The organism is Microbacterium sufflavum, assembly GCF_023101165.1.
Classification (GTDB): Bacteria; Actinomycetota; Actinomycetes; order Actinomycetales; family Microbacteriaceae; genus Microbacterium; species Microbacterium sufflavum.
Window position 1 is genome coordinate 2,084,312 of the sequence record NZ_CP078076.1, and the last position, 21,776, is coordinate 2,106,087.

The 21,776-nt window shown below is 72.6% G+C and carries 18 protein-coding genes; 9 read left to right on the forward strand and 9 right to left on the reverse strand.

Annotation, left to right across the window (positions count from 1 at the left end; genetic code table 11):
• The first annotated feature begins 174 nt into the window (after positions 1-174).
• The 4 genes from KV394_RS10190 (at position 175) to KV394_RS10205 (ending at position 4,028) form a co-directional block, all read left to right on the forward strand.
• The gene (locus KV394_RS10190; RefSeq protein ID WP_247981377.1) at positions 175-1,458 is read left to right on the forward strand and encodes a sensor domain-containing protein; all 1,284 of its coding nucleotides are present in this window, start codon (positions 175-177) and stop codon (positions 1,456-1,458) included.
• 114 nt (positions 1,459-1,572) lie between these two features.
• Entirely contained in the window at positions 1,573-2,001 is a 429-nt protein-coding gene (paaI, locus tag KV394_RS10195; protein ID WP_136035418.1) for a hydroxyphenylacetyl-CoA thioesterase PaaI, read from the forward strand.
• A 24-nt stretch (positions 2,002-2,025) separates the two neighbouring features.
• A complete protein-coding gene (gene paaK / locus KV394_RS10200; protein ID WP_247638495.1) occupies positions 2,026-3,351 on the forward strand; it encodes a phenylacetate--CoA ligase PaaK in 1,326 nt (441 codons plus the stop codon).
• 62 nt (positions 3,352-3,413) lie between these two features.
• Positions 3,414-4,028 (forward strand): TetR/AcrR family transcriptional regulator, encoded by a 615-nt coding sequence (locus KV394_RS10205; protein ID WP_136035420.1) that lies wholly within the window; start codon positions 3,414-3,416, stop codon positions 4,026-4,028.
• A gap of 36 nt (positions 4,029-4,064) precedes the next feature.
• Here the strand turns inward: KV394_RS10205 and paaZ are convergent, their stop codons facing one another.
• The 8 genes from paaZ to pdhA all read right to left on the reverse strand — a co-directional run bounded on the left by paaZ (position 4,065) and on the right by pdhA (position 14,399).
• Complete coding sequence (paaZ, locus tag KV394_RS10210) at positions 4,065-6,146, reverse strand: phenylacetic acid degradation bifunctional protein PaaZ (RefSeq protein WP_136032117.1); 2,082 nt, start codon at positions 6,144-6,146, stop codon at positions 4,065-4,067.
• Positions 6,147-6,160: 14 nt separating this feature from the next.
• Complete coding sequence (locus KV394_RS10215) at positions 6,161-7,060, reverse strand: 3-hydroxyacyl-CoA dehydrogenase family protein (RefSeq protein ID WP_247981378.1); 900 nt, start codon at positions 7,058-7,060, stop codon at positions 6,161-6,163.
• Positions 7,057-7,824: an enoyl-CoA hydratase/isomerase family protein gene (locus KV394_RS10220; protein WP_206251596.1), complete on the reverse strand. Its 768-nt coding sequence runs from the start codon at positions 7,822-7,824 to the stop codon at positions 7,057-7,059. Before KV394_RS10220 ends, KV394_RS10215 begins: the two co-directional genes overlap by 4 nt.
• Complete coding sequence (locus KV394_RS10225; protein WP_136045811.1) at positions 7,821-9,014, reverse strand: thiolase family protein; 1,194 nt, start codon at positions 9,012-9,014, stop codon at positions 7,821-7,823. Before KV394_RS10225 ends, KV394_RS10220 begins: the two co-directional genes overlap by 4 nt.
• A 123-nt stretch (positions 9,015-9,137) precedes the next feature.
• Positions 9,138-10,457 (reverse strand): MFS transporter, encoded by a 1,320-nt coding sequence (locus KV394_RS10230; protein WP_206251595.1) that lies wholly within the window; start codon positions 10,455-10,457, stop codon positions 9,138-9,140.
• 134 nt (positions 10,458-10,591) lie between these two features.
• Positions 10,592-12,166, reverse strand: coding sequence for a dihydrolipoamide acetyltransferase family protein (locus KV394_RS10235; protein WP_247981379.1), 1,575 nt, complete (start codon positions 12,164-12,166; stop codon positions 10,592-10,594).
• On the reverse strand, positions 12,163-13,134 hold the full coding sequence (locus KV394_RS10240) for an alpha-ketoacid dehydrogenase subunit beta (protein ID WP_247982859.1): 972 nt from the start codon (positions 13,132-13,134) through the stop codon (positions 12,163-12,165). Before KV394_RS10240 ends, KV394_RS10235 begins: the two co-directional genes overlap by 4 nt.
• A gap of 146 nt (positions 13,135-13,280) precedes the next feature.
• Positions 13,281-14,399, reverse strand: coding sequence for a pyruvate dehydrogenase (acetyl-transferring) E1 component subunit alpha (pdhA, locus tag KV394_RS10245; protein ID WP_136029125.1), 1,119 nt, complete (start codon positions 14,397-14,399; stop codon positions 13,281-13,283).
• 150 nt (positions 14,400-14,549) lie between these two features.
• On the opposite strand from pdhA, the gene KV394_RS10250 reads away from it, so the two are divergent.
• The 4 genes from KV394_RS10250 (at position 14,550) to KV394_RS10265 (ending at position 19,980) form a co-directional block, all read left to right on the forward strand.
• Complete coding sequence (locus KV394_RS10250) at positions 14,550-14,987, forward strand: Lrp/AsnC family transcriptional regulator (RefSeq protein WP_205812604.1); 438 nt, start codon at positions 14,550-14,552, stop codon at positions 14,985-14,987.
• 204 nt (positions 14,988-15,191) lie between these two features.
• Positions 15,192-16,823, forward strand: coding sequence for an HNH endonuclease signature motif containing protein (locus KV394_RS10255; protein ID WP_247981380.1), 1,632 nt, complete (start codon positions 15,192-15,194; stop codon positions 16,821-16,823).
• Positions 16,824-16,870: 47 nt separating this feature from the next.
• The gene (locus KV394_RS10260; RefSeq protein WP_247981381.1) at positions 16,871-18,349 is read left to right on the forward strand and encodes an aldehyde dehydrogenase family protein; all 1,479 of its coding nucleotides are present in this window, start codon (positions 16,871-16,873) and stop codon (positions 18,347-18,349) included.
• 164 nt (positions 18,350-18,513) lie between these two features.
• Positions 18,514-19,980 carry a GMC family oxidoreductase gene (locus KV394_RS10265; protein WP_136029156.1) on the forward strand — a complete coding sequence of 489 codons (1,467 nt, stop codon included), beginning with the start codon at positions 18,514-18,516 and terminating at the stop codon, positions 19,978-19,980.
• Between the two features lie 20 nt (positions 19,981-20,000).
• Here the strand turns inward: KV394_RS10265 and KV394_RS10270 are convergent, their stop codons facing one another.
• A complete protein-coding gene (locus KV394_RS10270; protein ID WP_136029129.1) occupies positions 20,001-20,612 on the reverse strand; it encodes a TetR/AcrR family transcriptional regulator in 612 nt (203 codons plus the stop codon).
• A gap of 151 nt (positions 20,613-20,763) precedes the next feature.
• Between KV394_RS10270 and KV394_RS10275 the strand changes: the two genes are divergently transcribed.
• Positions 20,764-21,774 carry an ABC transporter substrate-binding protein gene (locus KV394_RS10275; RefSeq protein ID WP_136035329.1) on the forward strand — a complete coding sequence of 337 codons (1,011 nt, stop codon included), beginning with the start codon at positions 20,764-20,766 and terminating at the stop codon, positions 21,772-21,774.
• Positions 21,775-21,776: the final 2 nt, after the last annotated feature.

A 21,776-nucleotide genomic window follows, 5' to 3' on the forward strand; every position in this document is an offset into this window, starting at 1 on the left:
CGACGCGGGCTTCTGCGGTCGGGGCGGGGGTGTATGCCGATGCGGGCATGCGATCCGTATCGTTCTCGTCACGGTGGTCGGCTGGCCAGTATTTTGGTGGGCCGAACCACTACGCTCGCGGCAGGGGACGCGCCGTCGGCGCGTGAGAGACCACCGGAGGGTCGAATGTCCAGCATGTCGTTCGTGAAGAGATCGATCGCGCGAGGCGGCCTCGCGGCCGTCCTCGTGGGGGCGCTCGCGGGGGTGTCCGCGTGCGCACCGACTCCCGAGCCCGCGTCGAGTCCTTCGGCCGCGCCGTCGACCTCGGCGCCGGAGCCGTACGACGGGCCGCTGCTCTTCGTCGGCGGCGAGCTGGAGTCGTTCGCACTGACTCCGCAGGAGGTCGCCGGCCTCTTCCCGGGGGCACCGCCCGCGACCGCGATCACGGACACGCTCGTGCAGTACGCCGACGGCGGCGGTCCCGACTTCGCTCCGGCCGTCTGCAGGCTCCTGATCAGCGAGACGTCGATGCGCAGCATCGGCGCGCGCACGGTGCCGTGGGTCGATGGCGCAGACGCCGGGAACAGCGGAAGGCAGGAGATCCTGCAGTTCGCCTCGGAGGAGAACGCGTCCGCTCGGATGGACGACCTCGTGTCGACGGTCGAGAGCTGCGCGCAGTTCGACGCCCAGGGGCCGGGGTCCTTCACGGCCTCCGTGGCTCCCGACGGCGATGGTGTCCGCGCCTTCGCCGGGACGCTGGAACTCGACTCCTCGGGGAGCCCGTGGCGTGCACACCACGCGTTCGCCGCGGTCGGCAACGTGATCGTGCACGCGTGGCAGCCGGCACAGGACGGTTCCGCGTTCGACGCGGAGGCCGCTGCGCTCCTGCTGCGCGACCGTGCGGTGGAGGCGAAGACCGCGCTCGTGGACGAGCTCACCGCGCAGCCGCCCGTCACGCCGACGCCGTCCGAGCAGGATCCCTCCGCCGACTGGAGCACGTGGGAGCTGACGCCGACGGGCGTCGGTCCTCTGATCTTCGGTGCCGACCGCGCCGCCGCGCTCGCCGCGGTCCCCGGCGCGACGGCCGAGGAGTTCACCTGGACGGACACGGCCGCGCGCCTGGTGAGTCCGGACGGACAGTCCTCGCTCATCCTGCACTTCACCGAAGACGGGGCGCGGCTCAGCGGCGTGACCGCCGGCATCGCGAACCTGGACGGTGACGTCGAGCCGAACGGCGACCTGCTCCCGGCGGCCCAGGGCGTGCGCATCGGGGCGCCGCTCGCCGACGCCGTCGCCGCATTCCCCGATGGCACGTTCCTGCAGATCGTCTCGTCCGGCGAGGACTTCTATCAGTGGGCGACGAGGGAGGGCGGCGTGGTTCGCTTCCGCGCGGACCGCGACGCCGCGGATCCGGCGGCCGTCATCACCGGGATCACGGTGGAGGATGCGACGCTGACCCCGCCCCTCACCGTCGACTGACGCACGCTCTGCGTCGGGCCGCGGTCCCGCTCTGTCTTACTGACCGATCGTTCAGTTAGTATGGGCCGAGCGGGACCGCGGCGTCCCGTCCCCAGCGCGACGAGGAGGTCGGCGATGACGGATGTGACGACGGAGACGGCGGAGGCCGTGCAGCCCAATCGCGCCATGATGCAGCGCGACCGTGCGTCCGCGATGCTCGGGCTCACGGTCGAGCGCGACGACCCCGGTCATGCGGTCGTCTCGATGCGCGTGCGCGACGACATGACCAACGGCTTCCGCATCACCCACGGCGGGTTCGTGTTCGCGCTCGCCGACACGGCCTTCGCGATCGCCTGCAACGAGGACGACCGGGTCACGGTCGCGGCCGGAGCCGACATCGCCTTCCTCAAGCCGACCGTCGCCGGGCAGACCCTCACGGCCACGGCCGTGCGACGCACACGCACCGGGCGCTCCGGCATCTACGACGTCACCGTGGTCGACGAGCAGGGCGACACCGTCGCCGAGTTCCGCGGCCGCTCCCGCACCACGCCCCAGACCCACTGACCCGCCGAAACCCGAGGAGCCCCCGTGTCGACGACGACCGCCCCCGCTTCCGCCCTCCGCCCGCCCGCCGCCGAGGAACTCGACCCCGAGGAGCGCCTGAGCCGTGCGGAGCTCGAGGCCCTTCAGCTGGAGCGGCTGCAACGGACCGTGCGCCACGCCTACGCGCACGTGCCGCTCTACACCCGCAAGTTCGACGAGGCGGGCGTGCACCCCGACGACATCCGGTCGCTCGACGACGTGCGCCGCCTGCCCTTCACGACGAAGGACGACCTGCGCGAGACCTACCCGTTCGGGATGTTCGCGGTGCCGATGGACGAGGTCGCCCGCATCCACGCCTCCAGCGGCACCACGGGCCGCCCGACCGTGGTCGGCTACACCCGGGGCGACCTCGACCGCTGGGGTTCGCTCGTGGCGCGGTCGCTGCGGGCCAGCGGCATCCGGCGGGGCATGAAGGTGCACAACGCCTACGGCTACGGCCTGTTCACGGGCGGCCTCGGAGCGCACGCGGGCATCGAGGCCCTGGGCGCCACGGTGATCCCGATGTCGGGCGGGCAGACGGCACGGCAGGTGCAGCTGATCCGTGACTTCGAGCCGGACGCCATCCTGTGCACGCCCAGCTACCTGCTCACGATCGCGGATGCGATGGCCGCGCAGGGCATCGACCCCCGGTCGACGTCGCTGAAGGTGGCGGTGCTCGGTGCCGAGCCGTGGACGAACGAGATGCGGCACGAGCTCGAGCAGCGCCTCGACCTCGACGCGCTCGACATCTTCGGGCTCAGCGAGGTGATGGGGCCCGGGGTCGGGAACGAGTGCCTGGAGACGAAGGACGGGCCGCACCTGTGGGAGGACCACTTCCTTCCCGAGGTGATCGACGGCGACACGCTCGAGGCGCTCCCCGACGGGGAACGCGGCGAGCTCGTGTTCACCTCGCTCACCAAGGAGGCCTTCCCGGTGATCCGCTACCGCACGCGCGACATCACGCGCCTGCTGCCGGGCACCGCGCGGCCGGGCATGCGGCGCATGGAGAAGGTGACCGGTCGCAACGACGACATGATCATCCTGCGCGGCGTGAACCTGTTCCCGACGCAGATCGAGGAGCTGGTGCTGGGCATCGAGCAGCTGACCCCGCACTTCATCCTGGAGCTGACGAAGGAGGGGCGGATGGACGCGCTGACCGTGCGCATCGAGCGTCACCCCGACCTCTCGGTGGACACGTGCGCGGCGGCGGCGAAGGTGCTGGCGCAGCGCATCAAGGTGTTCGTCGGGTCGACGGTCGCGGTGCGGCTGGAGGAGCCGGGTGCCCTGCCCCGCAGCGAGGGCAAGTACAAGCGCGTCTACGACCTGCGCTGACACGGCGCCGAGATCGCGCCGCCTGCACGGCGCGGGGGCGCCGCGATGGGAGACTGTGGGGGATGTCCGAGATGCAGACCACGCGGCGCGGCCGCCCCGGGTACGACCAGCAGGGGATCCTCGACGTCGCGGTCGCCGCGTTCAACGAGCACGGCTACGACGCGACCTCGATCGGCAAGCTGGCCGAGCGCCTTGGCCTGTCGAAGTCGGCGATCTACCACCACTTCGCCTCGAAGGACGACATCCTCGACCGGGCGCTCGACGCTGCCCTCAGCGGCCTGGAGGCCGTGGTCGACGACCCGCTGCCGCTCACGGACGGCGGCCGGGCGCCCGACGCCGTCGCGCGCCTGGAGCACGTGCTGCGCGGCGCCGTGCACGTGCTCGTGTCGCAGCTGCCCGCCGTGACCCTGCTGCTGCGGGTGCGCGGGAACACCGACGTGGAGCGGCGCGCGCTCACTCGCCGTCGCGCGTTCGACCGGCGCATCACCGCGCTCGTCGGAGAGGCGCAGGCGGAGGGGTCGCTGCGCTCCGACATCGACGCGGCCGTCGTGGCCCGCCTCACGTTCGGCATGATCAACTCGATCGTCGAGTGGTACCGCCCCGGAGGGCGTGAGGGCGCGGACCGGCTCGCCGACGACGTGGTCGCCATCGCCCTCGACGGCCTGCGCCGCCGCTGAGGCGCCGGACACCCCGCCCGCCCGGCGCCCCGGCGCTCACACGGCGGCGAGCTCCTTGGCGACGAGCGTGAGCACGTCGTAGGTCGCGACGATCTCGTCGTCCTGGTTCTTCAGCACCGCATCCCACCGCACCTCGCCGTACTCGTCGGTCTCGCGCGGGGTGATCTGCTTGGCGGTGAGCTCGACCCGGATCTCGTCGCCGGGTGACACGGGCGTCACGAAGCGCAGGTTCTCCAGGCCGGAGTTGGCCAGCACGGGTCCCGGCGCCGGGTCGACGAACAGCCCAGCGGCCCACGACACCAGCAGGTAGCCGTGCGCGACCCGTCCGGGGAAGAACGGGTTCGCGGCCGCGGAGGCCTCGTCCATGTGCGCGTAGAAGGTGTCGCCCGTGAACGCCGCGAACGTCTCGATGTCGTCGAGGGTCACGGTGCGCGAGGGGCTTGCGACCTGATCGCCGATCCGCAGCTCGGACAGCGACTTGCGGAACGGATGCACGCCGTCGTTCGCCTCGAACGGGCGCGCCGTCGCGCCCTGATGCCACACGCCGGTGAGCGCGGTCATCATCTCGGGGGAGCCCTGCACGGCCGTCCGCTGCATGTGGTGCAGCACCGCGCGGATGCCGCCCAGCTCCTCGCCGCCGCCCGCCCTGCCCGGTCCGCCGTGCACGAGGTTGGGCAGGGGGGAGCCGTGACCGGTCGAGCTGCGCGCGTCGTCGCGGTCGAGGAACAGCACCCGGCCGTTGTAGGCGGCGATGCCGGCCGCCAGGGTCGTCGCGACCTCGGGGTCGTGGGTCGCGACACTGGTGACGAGGGAGCCGCCGCCGCGGGCCACGAGTTCCGACGCCTCGGCCAGCGACCGGTACCCGACGATGCTCGACACCGGGCCGAACGCCTCGATCTCGTTCACGGCGGGGCTGGTCGCGTCGGCGAAGCGCAGCAGCATCGGGGCGACGAAGGCGCCGTCGGGGGCGGTCGCCTCACTGCCGTCGGCGTGACGCACCGCGGGGTCGTCGGTCGAGCCGATCACGAGCTCGCCGCCCCCCTCCTGCAGCCGTCGCACCTGGCGGCGCACCTCGTCGCGCTGTGCGAGGGAGGCGAGCGGGCCCATCGTGACGCCCTCGGCCCGCGGGTCGCCCACGACGATCCGCTGCTCCAGGCGCGCGCGCACGGCGGCGATCACGTCGTCAACCGCGTCCTCAGGCACGATGGCGCGGCGGATCGCGGTGCACTTCTGCCCGGCCTTCGAGGTCATCTCGGTCACGAGCTGCTTCACGTAGGCGTCGAACTCGGGGGTGCCGCTCACGGCGTCGGTGCCGAGGATCGACGCGTTGATCGAGTCGGTCTCGCTCGTGAAGCGCACACCGCCGGTCTGCACCGCGTCGTGCGCACGCAGGCGCTCCGCGGTCGAGGCCGAGCCGGTGAACGCCACGAGGTCGCCCAGGCGCAGGTGGTCGAACAGATCAGGCACACTGCCCGACACCAGCTGCAGCGAGCCGTCGGGCAGCAGCCCGGACTCGACCATCACGCGCACCATCGCCTCGGTGAGGTAGCCGGTGGGCGTCGCGGGCTTCACGACCGTGGGCACCCCGGCGAGGAAGGCGGGCGCGAACTTCTCCAGCGACCCCCACACCGGGAAGTTGAAGGCGTTGATCTGCACGGCCACCCCGGGCAGGCGCGTGTAGATGTGGCGGCCGAGGAACGAGCCGTCGCGCGAGAGGTTCTCGACGGCGCCGTCGACGTAGACCTTCGCGTTGGGCAGCTCACGGCGGCCCTTGCTGGAGTAGGCGAAGAGCACGCCGATGCCGCCGTCGATGTCGACCCAGGAGTCCTGCGCCGTGGCGCCCGTGCGGCTCGACAGTGCGTACAGCTCCTCCTTGCGTGCGGTGAGGGCGAGCGCGAGCTTCTTCAGCAGCACGGCCCGCTGGTGGAAGGTGAGCGCGCCGAGAGACGCCTGCCCGACCGTGCGCGCGTGGTCCAGGGCGGCGCCCAGGTCGAGCCCGGTCGTGGAGACGCGCGTGACCACCTCGCCCGTGGAGGCGTCGCGCACCTCGGTGGCCTCGGTGTCGGCGGACGGGGTCCACCACGCGCCCTGCACGTAGCTGGGGAGGATCTCGGTCATGGGGGTTCCCTTCATCAGTCGTCCCAGTCGTAGAAGCCGCGTCCGCTCTTGCGGCCGAGGTGGCCCTCGGCGACGAGACGGCGCAGCAGAGCGGGGGGTTCGAAGCGCGGGCCCAGGTGCGCGGCCAGGTACTCGGCGATGCCGAGCCGCACGTCGAGCCCCACGAGGTCGGTGAGCCGGAGCGGACCCACCGGATGCTTGTAGCCGAGCGTCATGGCGGCGTCGATGTCGGCCGCCGAGGCGACGCCGTCCTCCAGCATCCGGATCGCCTCCAGGCCGAGCGCGACGCCCAGTCGTGAGGAGGCGAAGCCCGGCGCGTCGGCGACCACGATCGGCGTCTTGCCGAGGGCGTGCACCCAGCCGCGGGCCGCGTCGGTCAGGGCCGCGTCGGTCGCCGCGCCGCGCACGATCTCCACCAGGGTCGAGGCGGGCACCGGGTTGAAGAAGTGCAGGCCGAGGAAGCGCGCCGGGCGGTCGAGCACGGCGGCGAGCTCGTCGATCGCGATGGAGGAGGTGTTGGAGGCCAAGGCGGCGGCGGGGGAGAGCTGCGCCTCCACGCGGGTGAGCGCCTCGATCTTCAGGCTCAGGTCCTCCGGCACGGCCTCGACGACGAGGTCGCAGTCGGCGAAGAGGGCCGCGTCGGTGCCGGTCGCGAAGCGTGCCCGATACGACGCGACCGTGTCGGTGGCGGAGCCGCGGGCGATCGAGGCGTCGACGGAGCCGAGCACGCGCGCGGACGCCGCATCCGCCGCCGCGTCATCGCGTTCCACCACGGTCACGCGGGAGCCCGCGAGCAGGAAGGCGTGCGCGATGCCGGCGCCCATGCGCCCGCCGCCGAGCACGCCGACGCGCGCCGGGGCGGTGGGCGGGGCCGTCGCGGCGGCCGCGGAGGGGGAGGGTGAGGTGGTCGTCATCGGTCTCTCCGCTCGAGGAAGGCGGTCATGCGGCGGAACTTCTCCGGGCTCTCGAAGAGCACGGACTGCTCCTCCAGGTCGACGGCGGGGTGCCGGTCGCGCGGGGCGCGCAGCACGCGCTTGGTCGCCATCGTGGCCGCGGGGTCGTTGCGGGCGATGCGGTCGGCCACGGCGTGGGCGGCGTCGAGCAGCTCGTCCGGCTCGTGCAGAGCGGAGACGATCCCGAGGCGCAGCGCCTCGTCGGCGAGCACCGTGCGACCGGTGAGCAGCAGCTCGGCGGCCCTGGCCTCACCCACGATCTCCTTCAGCCGCCACGATGCCCCAGCCGCGGCGATGATCCCGAGACCGGTCTCGGGGTTGCCGATGCGGAGCGCGGGCGTGGCGAGGCGGATGTCCGCGGCGTAGGCGAGCTCGGCCCCACCGCCCAGGGCGTAGCCGTCGATCGCGGCGATCACGGGCATCGGCAGCTCCGCGAGGCGCACGAACGCGTGGGCGTTGATGCCGCGCAGCGCGTCGGCGGCGCGGCGCTCCCGCAGCTGGGCGATGTCGGCACCCGCGGCGAACACGCCCTCGGCCCCGGTGAGGATCAGCGTCTTCGGCGTCTCCTCCAGCTCCGCGCACAGGGCGTGCAGCGCGTCGATCGTGGCCTGGTCGATCGCGTTGCGCTTGTGCGGACGATTCAGGGTCGCGATCACCCGGTCCCCGCGGTGCTCGACCAGCAGCGGCGTCGCGGGCGGGGTCTCGGCGGTCGGCGCCGCGGTCATCGCACGGCCTCCAGGATCGTGGCCGCCCCCTGCCCGACGCCGACGCACATCGTCGCCAGGCCGTACTGCGAGCCCTCACGCTCCATGCGGCCCATCAGCGTGACCAGCAGCCGCGAGCCCGAGGAGCCGAGGGGATGGCCCAGCGCGATGGCTCCGCCGTCGGCGTTCACCCGGTCCTCGTCGAGTCCGAGGCGGCGGATGCACGCGAGCGACTGCGATGCGAAGGCCTCGTTCAGCTCGATCGACCCCAGGTCGTCCAGCGACAGCCCCGAACGGTGCAGCGCCTTCTCGGTCGCGGGCACCGGCCCGAGCCCCATGACCTCGGGGGCGAGTCCGGCCGAGGTGCCCACCACGATGCGCGCGCGCGGCGTGAGGCCGTAGCGCTCCACGGCAGCGGCGCTCGCCACCAGCACCGCGGACGCGCCGTCGTTGAGGGCGCTGGAGTTGCCCGCGGTCACGACCTCGCCGCCCGCGACCACGGGGCGCAGCCGGGCCAGGACCTCGAGGGTCGTGTCGGGGCGGGGGCCCTCGTCGACGAGCACCTCGCCGTCGCGCACGGGCACGCCGACGATCTCGGGGGCGAAGCGGCCGGCGCTGATCGCGGCGGCGGCGCGCTGCTGCGACCGCACGGCGAACGCGTCGGCCTCCGCGCGCGTGATGCCGTCGACGCGGGCGACCTCTTCCGCGGTCTCCGGCATCGTGAACGTGGCCTTGTCGCGCGCGAGCAGTCGCGGGTTGGGGAAGCGCCAGCCGATCGAGGTGTCGAACGCGGCTCCGGGCTTGGCCCAGGCCTTCTCGGGCTTCGCCTGCACCCAGGGCGCGCGGGTCATCGACTCCACGCCGCCCGCCACGATGAGGTCGGCGTCGCCGGCGCGGATCGCCTGGGCGGCCATGGTCACGGCCGACATGCCGGAGGCGCAGAGCCGGTTGACGGTGATGCCGGGCACGGTGTCGGGGAGCCCCGCGAGCAGCACCGCCATCCGGGCGACGTTGCGGTTGTCCTCACCGGCCTGGTTCGCCGCGCCGAGGATGACCTCGTCGAGCTCCGCGGTCGCGGGGTCGAGCCCGGCGCGCCGCACGGCCTCGCCGACGACGAGGGCGGCCAGATCGTCGGGGCGGACCGTGGCGAGGGTGCCGCCGTAGCGCCCGACCGGCGTGCGCACGCCTCCGACGAGATAGGCCTCTGGCATGCGGATCTCCTGACATCGTCGTCCTGCGGGTGGTCCGGGGAGCGGCCGGCCGTGAATTACTGACCGATCGTAAGGTAATTATGGCACAGGCGCACGGCCGGCCGCGATCCCGGATCCCGCGCGTCAGACGGAGAGGTCCACGCCCTTCGTCTCCTTCACCAGCGACACCCCGATGAGCGAGATGACCGAGGCGATGGCGATGTAGAGGCCGATCGTCCACGCCGCGTGGAACTGGTTCAGCAGCGACTCCGCGATCATCGGCGCGAACGCCCCGCCGAGGATCGCGCCCAGCGCGTAGCCGATCGAGACGCCCGAGTAGCGCACGTTCGCCGGGAACATCTCGGCGTACAGCGCTGCCTGCGGGCCGTACGACAGCCCGAGGGCGAACGTCATCACGAACAGCGCCACGAAGTACCAGACGATGTTCGCGGTGTCGATCAGGAACCACATCGGGATCGCCCACACCGCCAGGGCGACGTACCCGATCTGGAAGGTGCGGATGCGCCCGAGGCGGTCGGAGAGGTGCCCGCCCCACAGCGTGAAGATCAGCCAGCCGAACGAGGCGAGCGTGGTCGCCAGGAGCACGGGCGGACGCTCCATCCCCAGCGCGGTGACCGCGTAGGTGGCGAAGAACGCGATGAGCAGGTAGCCGGCGGCGTTGTTCGCGATGAAGATGACGGCCGTCAGCACGACCTGCTTGGTGTTCGAGCGGAACAGCTGCCCGAGCGGGGCCGAGGCCTCCTTGCGGCGGCGGCGCAGGTCTTCGAACACGGGGCTCTCGTCGACCGCGCGGCGGATCACGTAACCGACCGCGATCAGCACGATCGACAGCAGGAACGGGATGCGCCAGCCCCACTCCAGGAACGCCTCGGGCGACATCGAGCTGGTCAGCGCCCACAGCGTGAACGTCGCCAGGATCATGCCGACCGGCACGCCGATCTGCGGGAAGGCGCCGAACAGGCCGCGCCGGCCCGTCGGCGCGTGCTCGACGGCCATCAGGGCGGCGCCACCCCACTCGCCGCCCGCGGAGAAGCCTTGCAGGATGCGGAGGAGGATGAGGAGGATCGGCGCGGCGACACCGATCGCCGCGTACGTCGGCAGCAGGCCGATCAGCGAGGTGGACAGGCCCATCATGACGAGCGTGAAGACGAGCATCTTCTTGCGGCCGAGCTTGTCGCCCAGGTGTCCGGCGACGATCGCGCCGAGCGGGCGGAACAGGAACGAGATGCCGATCGTGGCGAACGACAGCACCTGGGCGAGCCCCGGGCTGGACTCCGCGATCGGGGCGAGGAAGAGCGGCGCGAGCACGAGGCCGGCGGCCTGTGCGTAGATGAAGAAGTCGTACCACTCGATCGAGGTGCCCACGAGGGTGCCCGCGAGCACCCGGCGCTCTTCGGCGGGCATCCTTCCGGTGGACGAGGCGGCAGCGGTGGCTGAGGTCATGCGAACTCCGTTGTTCTGCGTCGGGTCGGGCGGCGCGGGGGGCGCCGTCGATTACTTACCGAATGATCGGTCAGTAATCGCCGAGCGTAGCGCATCGTCCGCCGCGCCACGAGAGCGCGCAGCAGGTTGCGGCCTCAGACCCTCCCGAACGCACGCAGCGGATGCTCGATCAGCTCCGTCACCCGGCGCAGGAACCCGGCCGCATAACCGCCGTCGCAGACCCGGTGATCGAACACGAGCGACAGCTGGGCGATCCGCCGCGGCACGATCGCTCCCTCCACGACCCACGGGCGTTCGATGATGCGACCGATGCCGAGGATCGCGACATCCGGATGGTTGATGATCGCCGCGGAGCCGTCGACCCCCAGGCCGCCGTAGTTGTTGAGCGTGAAGGTCGAGCCGCGCAGGCGCTCGGGCGGCATGGACCCGGAGCGGGCGGTCGCGGCCAGTTCGCGCAGCGCCGTGTCGAGCTGGGCCACCGTGAGCGCGTGCGCCCGCGGGACCACCGGCACCAGGAGGCCGCGCTCGGTGTCGGCCGCGACGCCCAGGTTCACGCCGTCGAACGAGATCAGCTCGCCGCCGTCCTCGCTCAGCCGCGACGCGAGGACCGGATAGTCCTCCAGCGCCAGCAGCACGAACCGCGCCAGCAGTGCCGTGATCGACGGCGGCCGCTCGCCCTCCGGGGCCATCTGCCCGCGGAGGTCCCACAGTTCCGTCGCATCCACGTCGACCCAGACCGTGGCCTCGGGGATCTCGGAGCGGCTGCGCGCGAGCTTCGCGCTCACGGCGCGCCGCAGCGGCGACAGGCGCTCGCGGGACCGCACGGGGAGGCCGTCGAGCTCGCCGGTGCCGGTCGTGGAGGTCGGGGCTGCGGTGCCGGAGGCCGAGGTGGCGCCTGCCGTCGTGCCGAGGGCCGCGGAGTCGGAGGCCGTGTGATGCGGCGCGGTGACGCCGTCGACCGCATGGTCCACGGCGGCGCGCAGGACGTCGGCCCGGGTGATGGCGCCGTCGGCTCCGCTCGGGGTGATGGTGTGCACGTCGAGCCCCAGGTCTCGCGCGAGGCGTCGCACGAGGGGCGAACGGACGGCCACGGGGCGGCGGGGCGCGGAGGGGGGAGCATCGACGGAGCCCGAGCCGCCCGCGGCCGCGCCGGTGGCGGGTGTGGGAGCGCCGGGAGCACCGGGAGCGCCGGGAGCACCGGGCTGCGGTTCGGCAGGCGCGGCTGCGGGGCCGGTGGACCCGGCGGAGGCGCCGCGGGGAGCGGCCGCGCCGACGTGCGCGGGTCGGGCAGCGGGGCGGCGGCGCCGGCCCTTCGTGGTCGACGCCGAGGTGCCGTAGCCGATGAGCACGTTGCCGGAGCCGGCGCGCTCCTCCTGCCGGTACGCCTCCTGCTCGGTCGTCGCGGCGGGGTCGGCGTCTGGCGTGCCCGCGGCGTCGTGCGGCACGTGTCCGGGGTCGGCGACCTCCAGGACCGGGGCACCGACGTCGATCGTGTCGCCCGGGGTGCCGTGCAGCGCCGTGATCACACCAGCGAACGGCGACGGCAGCTCCACGACGCTCTTCGCGGTCTCGACCTCGGCGATCGCCTGATCGGTGACGATCGTGTCGCCCACCGCGACCAGCCACTGCACGAGCCCGGCCTCGGTGAGCCCCTCGCCGAGATCGGGCAGGCGGAACACGCGGACGGCGGTCTTCACGGGAGTGCTCATGCGTCCTCGTCCCAGTGCAGCGTGTCGATCGCGTCGAGCACGCGGTCGACGTCGGGCAGATACCAGTGCTCGAACTTCGGCGGCGCGTAGGGGGTGTCGAAGCCGGTCACGCGTCGCACGGGCGCGGCGAGGTACTCGAAGCACCGCTCGAACACGCGCGCCTGGATCTCCGAGGCGACGCTCACGTAGCCCGGGGCCTCGGCGATCACGACGGCCCGCCCGGTGGAGCGCACGGCGGCGGTCACGGTGTCGTCGTCGAAGGGCGACAGCGACCGCACGTCCACCACCTGCACGCTGCGCCCCTCCGCCGCCGCGACCTCGGCCGCCTCCAGGGCGAGCGGCACGGAGGCGCCGTAGGCCAGCAGGGTGACATCGGTGCCGTCCCTGGCGATGCGCGCGGAGCCGATCTCGGCCGTGACGGTGGTGTCGACCTCGCCCTTCGACCAGTAGAGCTTCTTCGGCTCCAGGAACACCACGGGGTCGGGCGAGGCGATCGCCGCGCGCAGCAGCGAGTACGCGTCCTGCGGGGTGGACGGGCTGACGACCGTGAGCCCCGGGGTGTGCGCGTAGTAGGCCTCGGACGAGTCGCAGTGGTGCTCGACCCCGCCGATGCCCCCGCCGAACGGGATGCGGATGACGAGGGGCATCCGGATGCCGCCGCGCGTGCGGTTGCCGAGCTTCGCGACGTGGCTGACGATCTGCTCGAACGCCGGCAGGGCGAACGCGTCGAACTGCATCTCGACCACGGGGCGCAGGCCGTTCATGGCCATGCCGACCGCCGTGCCGATGATGCCGGACTCCGCGAGCGGGGTGTCGAAGCAGCGGTCCTCGCCGAAGCGGGCCGTGATGCCGTCGGTGATGCGGAACACGCCGCCCAGCGCGCCGACGTCCTCGCCGAACACGACCACGTCGGCGTCGGCGGCCAGCGCGTCGGCGAGCGCGAGGTTGAGGGCGGCCGCCATCGTCATCGTGGCCGGTGCGGGGGCGGCGTCCGGTGCGTCGGTGCCGCCGGTGCCGGTGTTCGCGGTGTCGGTGTTCGCGGTGTCGGTGTTCGCGATGTCGGCGGGGGCCGTGTCGGACGCGGCCGCGGGGCGGGTGTCGTGCTCGGCGATGCTCATCGCTGTCCTCCGTTCGTCGCGGCTGCGGCGTGGGCGAGCCCGTCTCGTTCGAGTTCGCCGTGCAGCAGCTGCCACTGTTCCTCGAGCTGAGGCGACCGGCTCGTGGTCACGAAGCGGAACAGGTCTTCCGGGTCGAGGTCGGCGTCGGTGTTGAGCGCCTCGCGCATCGCGGCAGCGATCTCCTCCGCCCCGGCGGCGAACCGCTTCTCGGTGTCCTCGTCGAGCGCGCCAGCGGCGGTCAGGTGTGCGCGCAGTCGCAGCAGCGGGTCACGGGCGATCCACGCCTGCACCTCGTCGCGCTCGCGGTAGCGGGTGTCGTCATCGGCGTTCGTGTGCGCCTGCATGCGATACGTGTGCGCCTCGACGAGCGACGGCCCGCCGCCCGCCCGCGCGCGGTCCACGGCCTCGGTCAGCACCGCCAGCACGGCCGCGACGTCGTTGCCGTCGACGCGCTGGCCCGGCATGCCGTAGCCGATCGCCTTGTGGGCGAGCGAGGGAGCGGCCGTCTGGCGCGACAGGGGCACCGAGATGGCGAACTCGTTGTTCTGCACGAAGAACACGACCGGCACGTGGAACACGGCGGCGAAGTTCATCGCCTCGTGGAAGTCGCCCTCGCTCGTCGCGCCGTCGCCGCACAGGGCCAGCACGACCGTGTCCTCCCCGCGGTGTTTCGCCGCCTGAGCGAACCCCACCGCGTGCAGCAGCTGCGTGGCCAGGGGAGTGGCCTGCGGTGCGACCCGGTGCGCGCGGACGTCATACCCCGAGTGCCAGTCGCCCTTGAGAAGCACCAGAGCCTCGGCCGGAGCGACACCGCGGGCGATCACGGCGACCGAGTCGCGGTAGGTCGGGAACAGCCAGTCCCGGTCGCCGAGCACCATGGCCGCCGCGACCTGGCACGCCTCCTGCCCGTGCGAGGACGGGTACACGGCGAGGCGCCCCTGTCGCACGAGCGCGTTGGCCTGCTCGTTGATGCGGCGGCCCTCGACCAGACCCCGGTAGGCGGTGAGCAGCGTGTCCGCGTCAGGCAGCGCGTAGGCCTCGTCGTGGACGGTCGTGCCGTCCGCCGTGATCAGATTCACCGCGGTGTCCCGCGGCAGCAGGTCCGTGTGCAGCATCGTCCGCCTCCCTCGCCGAACTCGATGAGGACAGCATGCCCCGGTCGCGACAGTCATCCAATATCCCCGGTCAGATCGTGGACGATTGCACGATGGTTGCGGATCTGGCGTTCACAATGTCAGGATTCAGACCGGGATGAGAGGGGTGCCATGACGGCCCTGGACGACACGGATCGCGCGATCCTCGCCGAGCTCCGACGGGACGCGCGGGCGTCGATGACCGCGATCGCCGAGGCCGTGCACATCTCCCGTGCCGGGGCGCACGCGCGCATCAAGAGGCTGACCGACGCGGGGGTCATCACCGGCTACACCGTGCGCACCGACCCCGTGCTGCTGGGTCACCACGCGAGTGCCTACGTGACCCTCGCGATCGAGCAGGCCACGTGGCAGGACGTCCGGGCTCGGCTGCGGGCGATCCCCGAGATCGAGCACATCGCCCTGGTCGGCGGAGACTTCGACGTGCTCCTGCTCGTGCGGGCGAACGACGCCCGCGACCTCCGCCGCATCGTGCTCGAGGACATCCAGGCGATCCCCTCGATCCGGTCGACCCGCACGATCCTGATCTTCGAGGACGACGACCGCACCTGACGCTCGAGCCACGGCGACGTGGTGCCCGGGTGAACGACGTGGAGACGGGGCGGGCGGTTGATCGTGCGCCCGTCGTGCGCTGCCTTCGAGGGCTGTCCGCGAGCCCGCGCTGGTACGGGATGTCTCGCTCGCGTGTTCCGGAATATCTCTCTGGCCTGGGGTTATCCGGCTCCGAATGTCGGTGGCCCCCGATGGAATCGTCCTATGGAGAGCACATCGGCAGCGGTTCTGGGCGACACGGTCGTCGCCCTCGATGCGGTGCTGCGATCCGGCACCCTGAGTGCTCTCGCCGCGGGGGACATGATGGAGCTGCTGCGGGTGGCGGGCGAGATCCAGCGACGGGTGGAGGCCGTGGTCGTGGAAGCGGTCGCGAACGTCGATCAGCGTCCTGCGGGGTCGGGGGAGCCGGCGTTCTGCGGGCGGTTCGGCTGCCGGTCGATGAACGAGCTCCTGCAACGCGTCCTCCGGGTGGACGCGGCGACCGCCGCACGGACGCTGAAGGCCGCGCGGCTGGTGCGCCGCGAGGTCGACCTCTCCTCCGGGGAGTGGCTCCCGGCGCGGTGGCCGGCGCTGCGCGACGCCCTCGTCGAGGGGGCGATCGGCGTGACGGGGCTGCTGGCCGCGACCGGGCCGATCGAGCAGGCCGGCGCCCGCGTCCGCCTCGAAGACCGGTGGCGGGCCGACGCGTATCTGGCTGGGGTCGCGCGCGGCGCGGAGACCTGTGAGGGCGCGGCGGCCGGTGAGGGCGCGGAGACCTGTGACGGGGCGGGCGGGGCGCGCGCGACGCACGCCCCACCGGACGGGCACGAGGCGGGCCCCGTGCCGACTCCCGAGGATCTGCGGGTGCGGGCACAGGTGATCCTGCAGTATCTCGATCCCGATGGCGCGGAGCCCGCGGAAGACATCGCGATGCGAGCTCGGGGCGTGGTGCTCGCACGCGCCAAGGACGGCGTCATCCCGATCCGGGGCGCGCTGCTGCCCGAGGTCGCGGGGCAACTGCAGCGGATCTGGGACGCGTACCTGAACCCGAAGGTCGAGGGACCGCCGGTTCCCGGCGTCCACTTCGTGCCGTCCGAAGATCTCGATGACGCCTCCGCCGGCGACCTGCCGCTCTCTCCGGAGGGCGACGCGCTCCCGTCCGGAGATGCCGGAGGGATGGTCGATGGGCGGAGCCGCGCGCAGAAGCAGCACGATGCGCTCGCGGCGGCCCTGGGGATCGCGGCCCGCCACGACGACATGCCGCGGTTGGGTGGCGGTGCCCCGACCCTGGTGGTCACGGTCGCCGCCGAGGACTTCGCCCGAGGACGAGGCTGGGCGCAGGTCGAGGGCGTCGGCACACCGGTCTCGACCCGGGTCGCCGCGCACGCGGCCTGCGGCGGCACGGTGCAGCGGGTCGTCCTCGGGGCGGACGGGCGGATCGTCGGGCTCGGGTCGAGCGAGCGGATCTTCACGACCGCGCAGCGGCGCGCGATCAGTGTCCGAGATCGTGAGTGCCTCATCCCCGGATGCCACGTCCCCGCCGCCTGGTGCGAGATCCACCACGTCACGGAGCATGCCCGCGGGGGCCCGACCCACACCGACAACGGCGTCGCGCTGTGCTGGCACCATCACCGCACGCTCGACACGTCCGGCTGGCAGATCCGCATGCGAGGGGGAGTGCCCCAGGTGCGAGGACCGGCCTGGTGGGATCCCGCGCGACGATGGCGCACCCCGCCGCCGACGGGGCCGGGCGCCGGTGCCAAGCCGCCGCACGCCCGCCGCGCACGCATCCTTCGCGCGGAGACATCTGCGGCGCGCTCCGCGACAAGTGCCGTCGGAGGGGCCGACCGACAATGAGAAGAAGACCGGCGTCCGCGCCGTGACCCGCCGAAGGAGAGACACCGATGTCCGATTCCGCCGTTCCCGTAGCCGTCGACTCGGGATCCACCGATTCCGCCGCGTCCGCAGCCGCCGCTCTGCTCGACCGCATCCAGGCGCCGGAGGGTGCCGGCCGGGAGATCCCGGACGCCGCGACCCGGGAGGTCATCGGCCGCGCCCCCGTCGCGACGGTCGCCGACCTCGACGATGCGATCGCCCGCGCCAAGGCAGCGCAGCCCGCATGGGAAGCCCTCGGACACGAGAAGCGCAGCGAACTCCTCCTGGCCGCGGCCGACGCGATCGACGCCAACGCGGAGGGCCTCGCCTATCTGCTGTCGCGCGAGCAGGGCAAGCCGCTCAACGGCCCGAACGCGCGCTTCGAGCTGGGGGCCTGCTCCGCGTGGCTGCGCACCAACGCCACCACCGTGCTCGAACCGCAGGTGCTGGTCGACGACGAGACCCTGCACGCCGAGCTCGTGTACAAGGCGGCGGGCGTCGTCGGCGCGATCGGCCCGTGGAACTGGCCCCTCATGATCACCATCTGGCAGATCGGGCCGTCGCTGCGCATGGGCAACACGGTCGTCGCGAAGCCCAGCGAGTACACCCCGCTGAGCGTCCTCGCGATGCTGGCCGTCATGAACGAGGTGCTGCCCGCGGATGTGCTCATCGGCATCTCCGGCGACCGCGAGGTCGGTGCGCGACTGGCCTCCCACCCCGACATCGACAAGATCATGTTCACCGGCTCCACCGCGACCGGCCGCCGCATCATCGAGAGCTCCGCCGGCAACCTCGCCCGCCTCACCCTCGAGCTGGGCGGCAACGACGCCGGCATCGTGCTCCCTGGCACCGACGCCGCCGCGATCGCCGAGGACCTGTTCTGGGGCGCCTTCATCAACACCGGCCAGACCTGCGCCGCCATGAAGCGCCTCTACGTGCACGACTCGATCTACGACGACGTGGTGAACGCGCTCGCCGCGATCGCCGAGCAGGTGCCCATGGGCAACGGTCTCGACGAGGGCAACGTGCTCGGGCCGCTGCAGAACCGCCCGCAGTTCGACATCGTCAGCCGGCTCGTGGAAGACGCGAAGAGCCGCGGCGCCCGGATCGTCACCGGCGGCGAGCCCGCGTCCGACCTCGGTGAGCTGTTCTACCGCCCGACGATCGTGGCCGACATCGACAACGACGCCGCGCTCGTGCAGGAAGAGCAGTTCGGCCCGGCGCTGCCCGTCATCCGCTACAGCGACGTGGACGAGGCGTTCGACCTCGCCAACGCGCTCGACGTCGGCCTCGGCGCGTCCGTGTGGTCGAGCGACCCCGAGGCCGCCCGCGAGGCCGCGTCGCGCATGCAGTCCGGCACCGTATGGATCAACTCGCACGGCGGCCTGCACCCGATGGTGCCGTTCGGCGGCGTCAAGAGCTCCGGCTACGGTCTGGAGTTCGGCGTCGAGGGCCTCAAGTCGGTCGCGGTCACCCAGGTCGTGTCCGGCCCCGGGCGCAAGGCCTGACCGTGGCAGCCGAGAACCCGGGCGTGACCGAGGACCCGGGCGCGGCCGAGAACCCGGGCGCGGCAGTGAACCCGGGCGCGGCAGTGAACCCGGGCGTGACCGAGGACCCGGGCGCGGCAGAGAACCCCGGCGCGGCAGTGAACCCGGAGTCGGAGCAGCCCGCGATCCGGTCCGCGATCGTCGTGGGCGCCGGCACGTCGGGCGCGATCGTCGCGCGGCGCCTCAGCGATGCGGGCGTGGCGGTCACGCTGATCGAGGCGGGCGGCTACGACACCAACCCGGCCATCCACGACCCGTCCCGTGCGGGGGAGCTGTGGCACTCGGCCGAGGACTGGGACTTCTTCACGGTGCCGCAGCCTCATGCGGGAGGGCGTCGACTGCACCTTCCCCGCGGCAAGGTCACGGGCGGGTCGCACGCGCTCAACGCGATGATCTGGGTGCGCGGCGCCGCGTCCGACTACGACCGCTGGGACCGCGAGGGCGCCACGGGCTGGAGCTGGGCCGACGTGGAGCCGGTGTTCGCCGCGATCGAGAACGACCTGCTCCCGGTCACCGACGACTACCCGCTCTCGCCGATCCAGGCGTCGATCATCGAGGCGGCCGTGCAGGAGGGCCTGCCGCACAACCCGAACTACAACGGCGGTGTGCTCGACGGGGTCTCGCAGGAGCAGGTGACGATGCGCGACGGGCGCCGCGTGAACACGTGGACCGCGTACGCGCAGCCGATCGCCGAGCAGCTCACCATCCTCACCGGCCGCGAGGTGCACTCCGTGATCGTGCACGACGGCCGCGCGGTCGGCGTGCGGCTGGGCGAGGGGGAGGAGACGGAGGAGGTGCGCGCCGACGAGGTGATCCTCGCGGCAGGCGCGATCGGCACGCCGGTGATCCTGCTGCGCTCCGGCATCGGCCCGGCCGACGAGCTCGACGCACTCGGCATCCCCGTGGTGCTCGACGCGCCCGGCGTGGGCAGGAACCTGCACGACCACCTGCTGTCGCCCGTGATCTTCGCCACCGGGAAGAAGCCCGTCGGCCCGCCGCAGCCCGGTGTCTCCGTGACCCAGAGCCACCTGTTCTGGCGGAGCCGCGAGGGCCTGCCCGAACCCGACACCCAGCCCATCCACTTCTCCGTGCCGATGTGGGGCGAGCTGGAGCCGCGCGGCAGCGACGGCTTCACCCTCATGGCCGGTCTCGTCACGCCGTACAGCCGCGGGTCGCTCCGGCTCACCGGGCCGGGACTCGCCGACCCGCCCGCGATCGACCTCGCCGCCCTCGAAGACCAGCGCGACGCCGACGCCCTCGCCGCCTCCGTGCGCCAGTGCCGCCGCATCGGCACCCGGCCGGCGCTCGCCGAGGAGTGGGGCGCGACCGAGGTCTACCCGGGGCCGGACGTGCCCGACGACGCGGTCGAGGACTGGGTGCGCCGCACCGCCATCACCTACCACCACCAGGTCGGCACGTGCCGCATGGGCTCCGACGCCGAGGCCGTGGTGGATCCGCAGCTGCGGGTGCGCGGCATCGACGGCCTCCGCGTCGTCGACGCCTCGGTCATGCCCACGGTCCCCACCGGCAACACGAACGCACCGGCCGCCATGATCGGGGAGCGCGGCGCGCGCTTCGTCCTGGCGGGCTGACGGGGGAGGGTCCGGTGCGATCAGCGGGAGGGCGGGGCGGCCGGGCGGCGCAGCGTCGACAGCAGTGCGTCGAGCGCGTCGTTCAGCCGTCCGTCCCCCGCGGAGTCCGGCATCAGCACCGAGATCATCTGCCAGCCGGCGTTGCGGGACGCGATCTCGTTGACCGCCGTCTCGATGTCGACGTGGTCGGCCAGCTCGCCGTCGTCGCGCGCCTCGATCAGGCACTGGCGGAACAGGTCGCGCCAGTGCAGGTTGTTCACGCGGTGGATGCGCGTGACCTCCTCGTCCTGCGAGGCGTGGTCCCAGAAAGCGATCACGACCTTCGCGTACAGCGGGCCGTTCGGGCTGTAGGGCAGGATCTCGCGGCACATGCGCTCCAGGGCCTCCAGCCCCCGCACGCCCTCGATGCGCGCGTGGATGCGGTCGTTCGCGAGCGTGTACAGCCGGAGGAACGCGGCGGTGAGCACACTGCGCTTGTCGGGGAAGTACCGGGCGATCGCGCCGTGCGCGTACCCCGCCTCCGTCGCGATCTCCCGCATGGTGAGCTTGTCGAATCCCACCCGGATGATGACCTGTGTGGCGGCGTCGGCGATGTGGTCGCGGCGCTCGTCGTGGTCGACGATCTTCGGCATCGATATCCCCCTCTGCATCAACCCATATCTACATGACCTTTTTCGTCACCATTCGGTGACTAATGTAACCCGATCGTAACCGCAGCCCTGCAAGGCACGGGTACGATCTTTAAAATCACCAGCCGGTGACTAACTCGAAGAGGAGTTCTCCATGAACATGAATCGACTCGCACGACGGGCGGCCGGAGTGGTCGCCGCGGCGGGAGTGCTCGCGCTGGCCGCGTGCACGTCGTCCCCGGCCGACTCCGGCTCCGGCTCGGGCGCGGGCGGCGAGCTGACCACCCTCAAGGTCGCCACCATCGGACTCGTCTCCGACGGGGCGCTGCTGCTCGGACAGGAGCAGGGCTTCTTCGAGGACGAGGGCCTGGCGATCGAGACGTCGGTGGTCGCCAACCCGCCCGCGGGCCTCGCCGCCGCGCAGAGCGGCCAGGTCGACATCGCCTACGCCCCCAGCATCCCGCTGCTCAACGCGCTCGCGAGCGGGGTGCCGCTCAAGGTCGTGGCTCCCGCCGACGGCTACGTCGACGGCGCGGCCGACGCCGAGGACCCGGCCGAGGTCGACGACACCGGCCTCTACGCCTCCGCGGCGAGCGGCATCACAGACGTCGCCGACCTCGAGGGCGCGACCATCGCCATCCCCGCCCGCAAGGCGCAGCTGGAGGTCGTGATCACCGATGCCCTCGACCGCGCCGGCGTCGATCCCTCCTCGGTCGAGTGGGTCGTGCTCGACTTCACCTCCGCGGTCGCGGCGCTCAAGAGCGGCACCGTCGACGCGGCGGGCCTCGTGAGCCCGTTCACCGGCGAGGCCGCCGCGGCCGGGGCGACGTTCGTCTCCGCCCCGTCGGTCGGCTTCTTCGAGGAGGGTGCCGTCGGACTGTGGACCACGGGGGAGAGCACCCTCTCGGGCAAGGCCGACGCGATCGCCGCGTTCCAGCGGGCCATCGCCAAGAGCAACGCCTACGCGAACGAGCATCCGGAGGACGCGATCCAGGCCGGCATCGACGCCACCGGCTCGACGCTCACGGTCGACGAGGTCAAGCTCCCGTTCTGGCCCGCCGAGGTCGCCCCGATCGACCTCGAGCGCGTGAACGAGAAGCTCGGGAAGCTCGGCTTCCTGCCGTCCCCGGTCGACCTCGAGGGCGTCGTCGTCGCCGCGGAGTGAGC

Coding starts and splice junctions, on each gene's coding strand:
- KV394_RS10190 (WP_247981377.1), top strand. CDS start 175: ATGTCGTTCGTGAAGAGATCGATCGCGCGAGGCGGCCTCGCGGCCGTC.
- paaI (WP_136035418.1), top strand. CDS start 1,573: ATGACGGATGTGACGACGGAGACGGCGGAGGCCGTGCAGCCCAATCGC.
- KV394_RS10205 (WP_136035420.1), top strand. CDS start 3,414: ATGTCCGAGATGCAGACCACGCGGCGCGGCCGCCCCGGGTACGACCAG.
- paaZ (WP_136032117.1), bottom strand. CDS start 6,146: ATGACCGAGATCCTCCCCAGCTACGTGCAGGGCGCGTGGTGGACCCCG.
- KV394_RS10215 (WP_247981378.1), bottom strand. CDS start 7,060: ATGACGACCACCTCACCCTCCCCCTCCGCGGCCGCCGCGACGGCCCCG.
- KV394_RS10220 (WP_206251596.1), bottom strand. CDS start 7,824: ATGACCGCGGCGCCGACCGCCGAGACCCCGCCCGCGACGCCGCTGCTG.
- KV394_RS10225 (WP_136045811.1), bottom strand. CDS start 9,014: ATGCCAGAGGCCTATCTCGTCGGAGGCGTGCGCACGCCGGTCGGGCGC.
- KV394_RS10230 (WP_206251595.1), bottom strand. CDS start 10,457: ATGACCTCAGCCACCGCTGCCGCCTCGTCCACCGGAAGGATGCCCGCC.
- KV394_RS10235 (WP_247981379.1), bottom strand. CDS start 12,166: ATGAGCACTCCCGTGAAGACCGCCGTCCGCGTGTTCCGCCTGCCCGAT.
- KV394_RS10240 (WP_247982859.1), bottom strand. CDS start 13,134: ATGACGATGGCGGCCGCCCTCAACCTCGCGCTCGCCGACGCGCTGGCC.
- pdhA (WP_136029125.1), bottom strand. CDS start 14,399: ATGCTGCACACGGACCTGCTGCCGCGGGACACCGCGGTGAATCTGATC.
- KV394_RS10250 (WP_205812604.1), top strand. CDS start 14,550: ATGACGGCCCTGGACGACACGGATCGCGCGATCCTCGCCGAGCTCCGA.
- KV394_RS10255 (WP_247981380.1), top strand. CDS start 15,192: ATGGAGAGCACATCGGCAGCGGTTCTGGGCGACACGGTCGTCGCCCTC.
- KV394_RS10260 (WP_247981381.1), top strand. CDS start 16,871: ATGTCCGATTCCGCCGTTCCCGTAGCCGTCGACTCGGGATCCACCGAT.
- KV394_RS10270 (WP_136029129.1), bottom strand. CDS start 20,612: ATGCCGAAGATCGTCGACCACGACGAGCGCCGCGACCACATCGCCGAC.
- KV394_RS10275 (WP_136035329.1), top strand. CDS start 20,764: ATGAACATGAATCGACTCGCACGACGGGCGGCCGGAGTGGTCGCCGCG.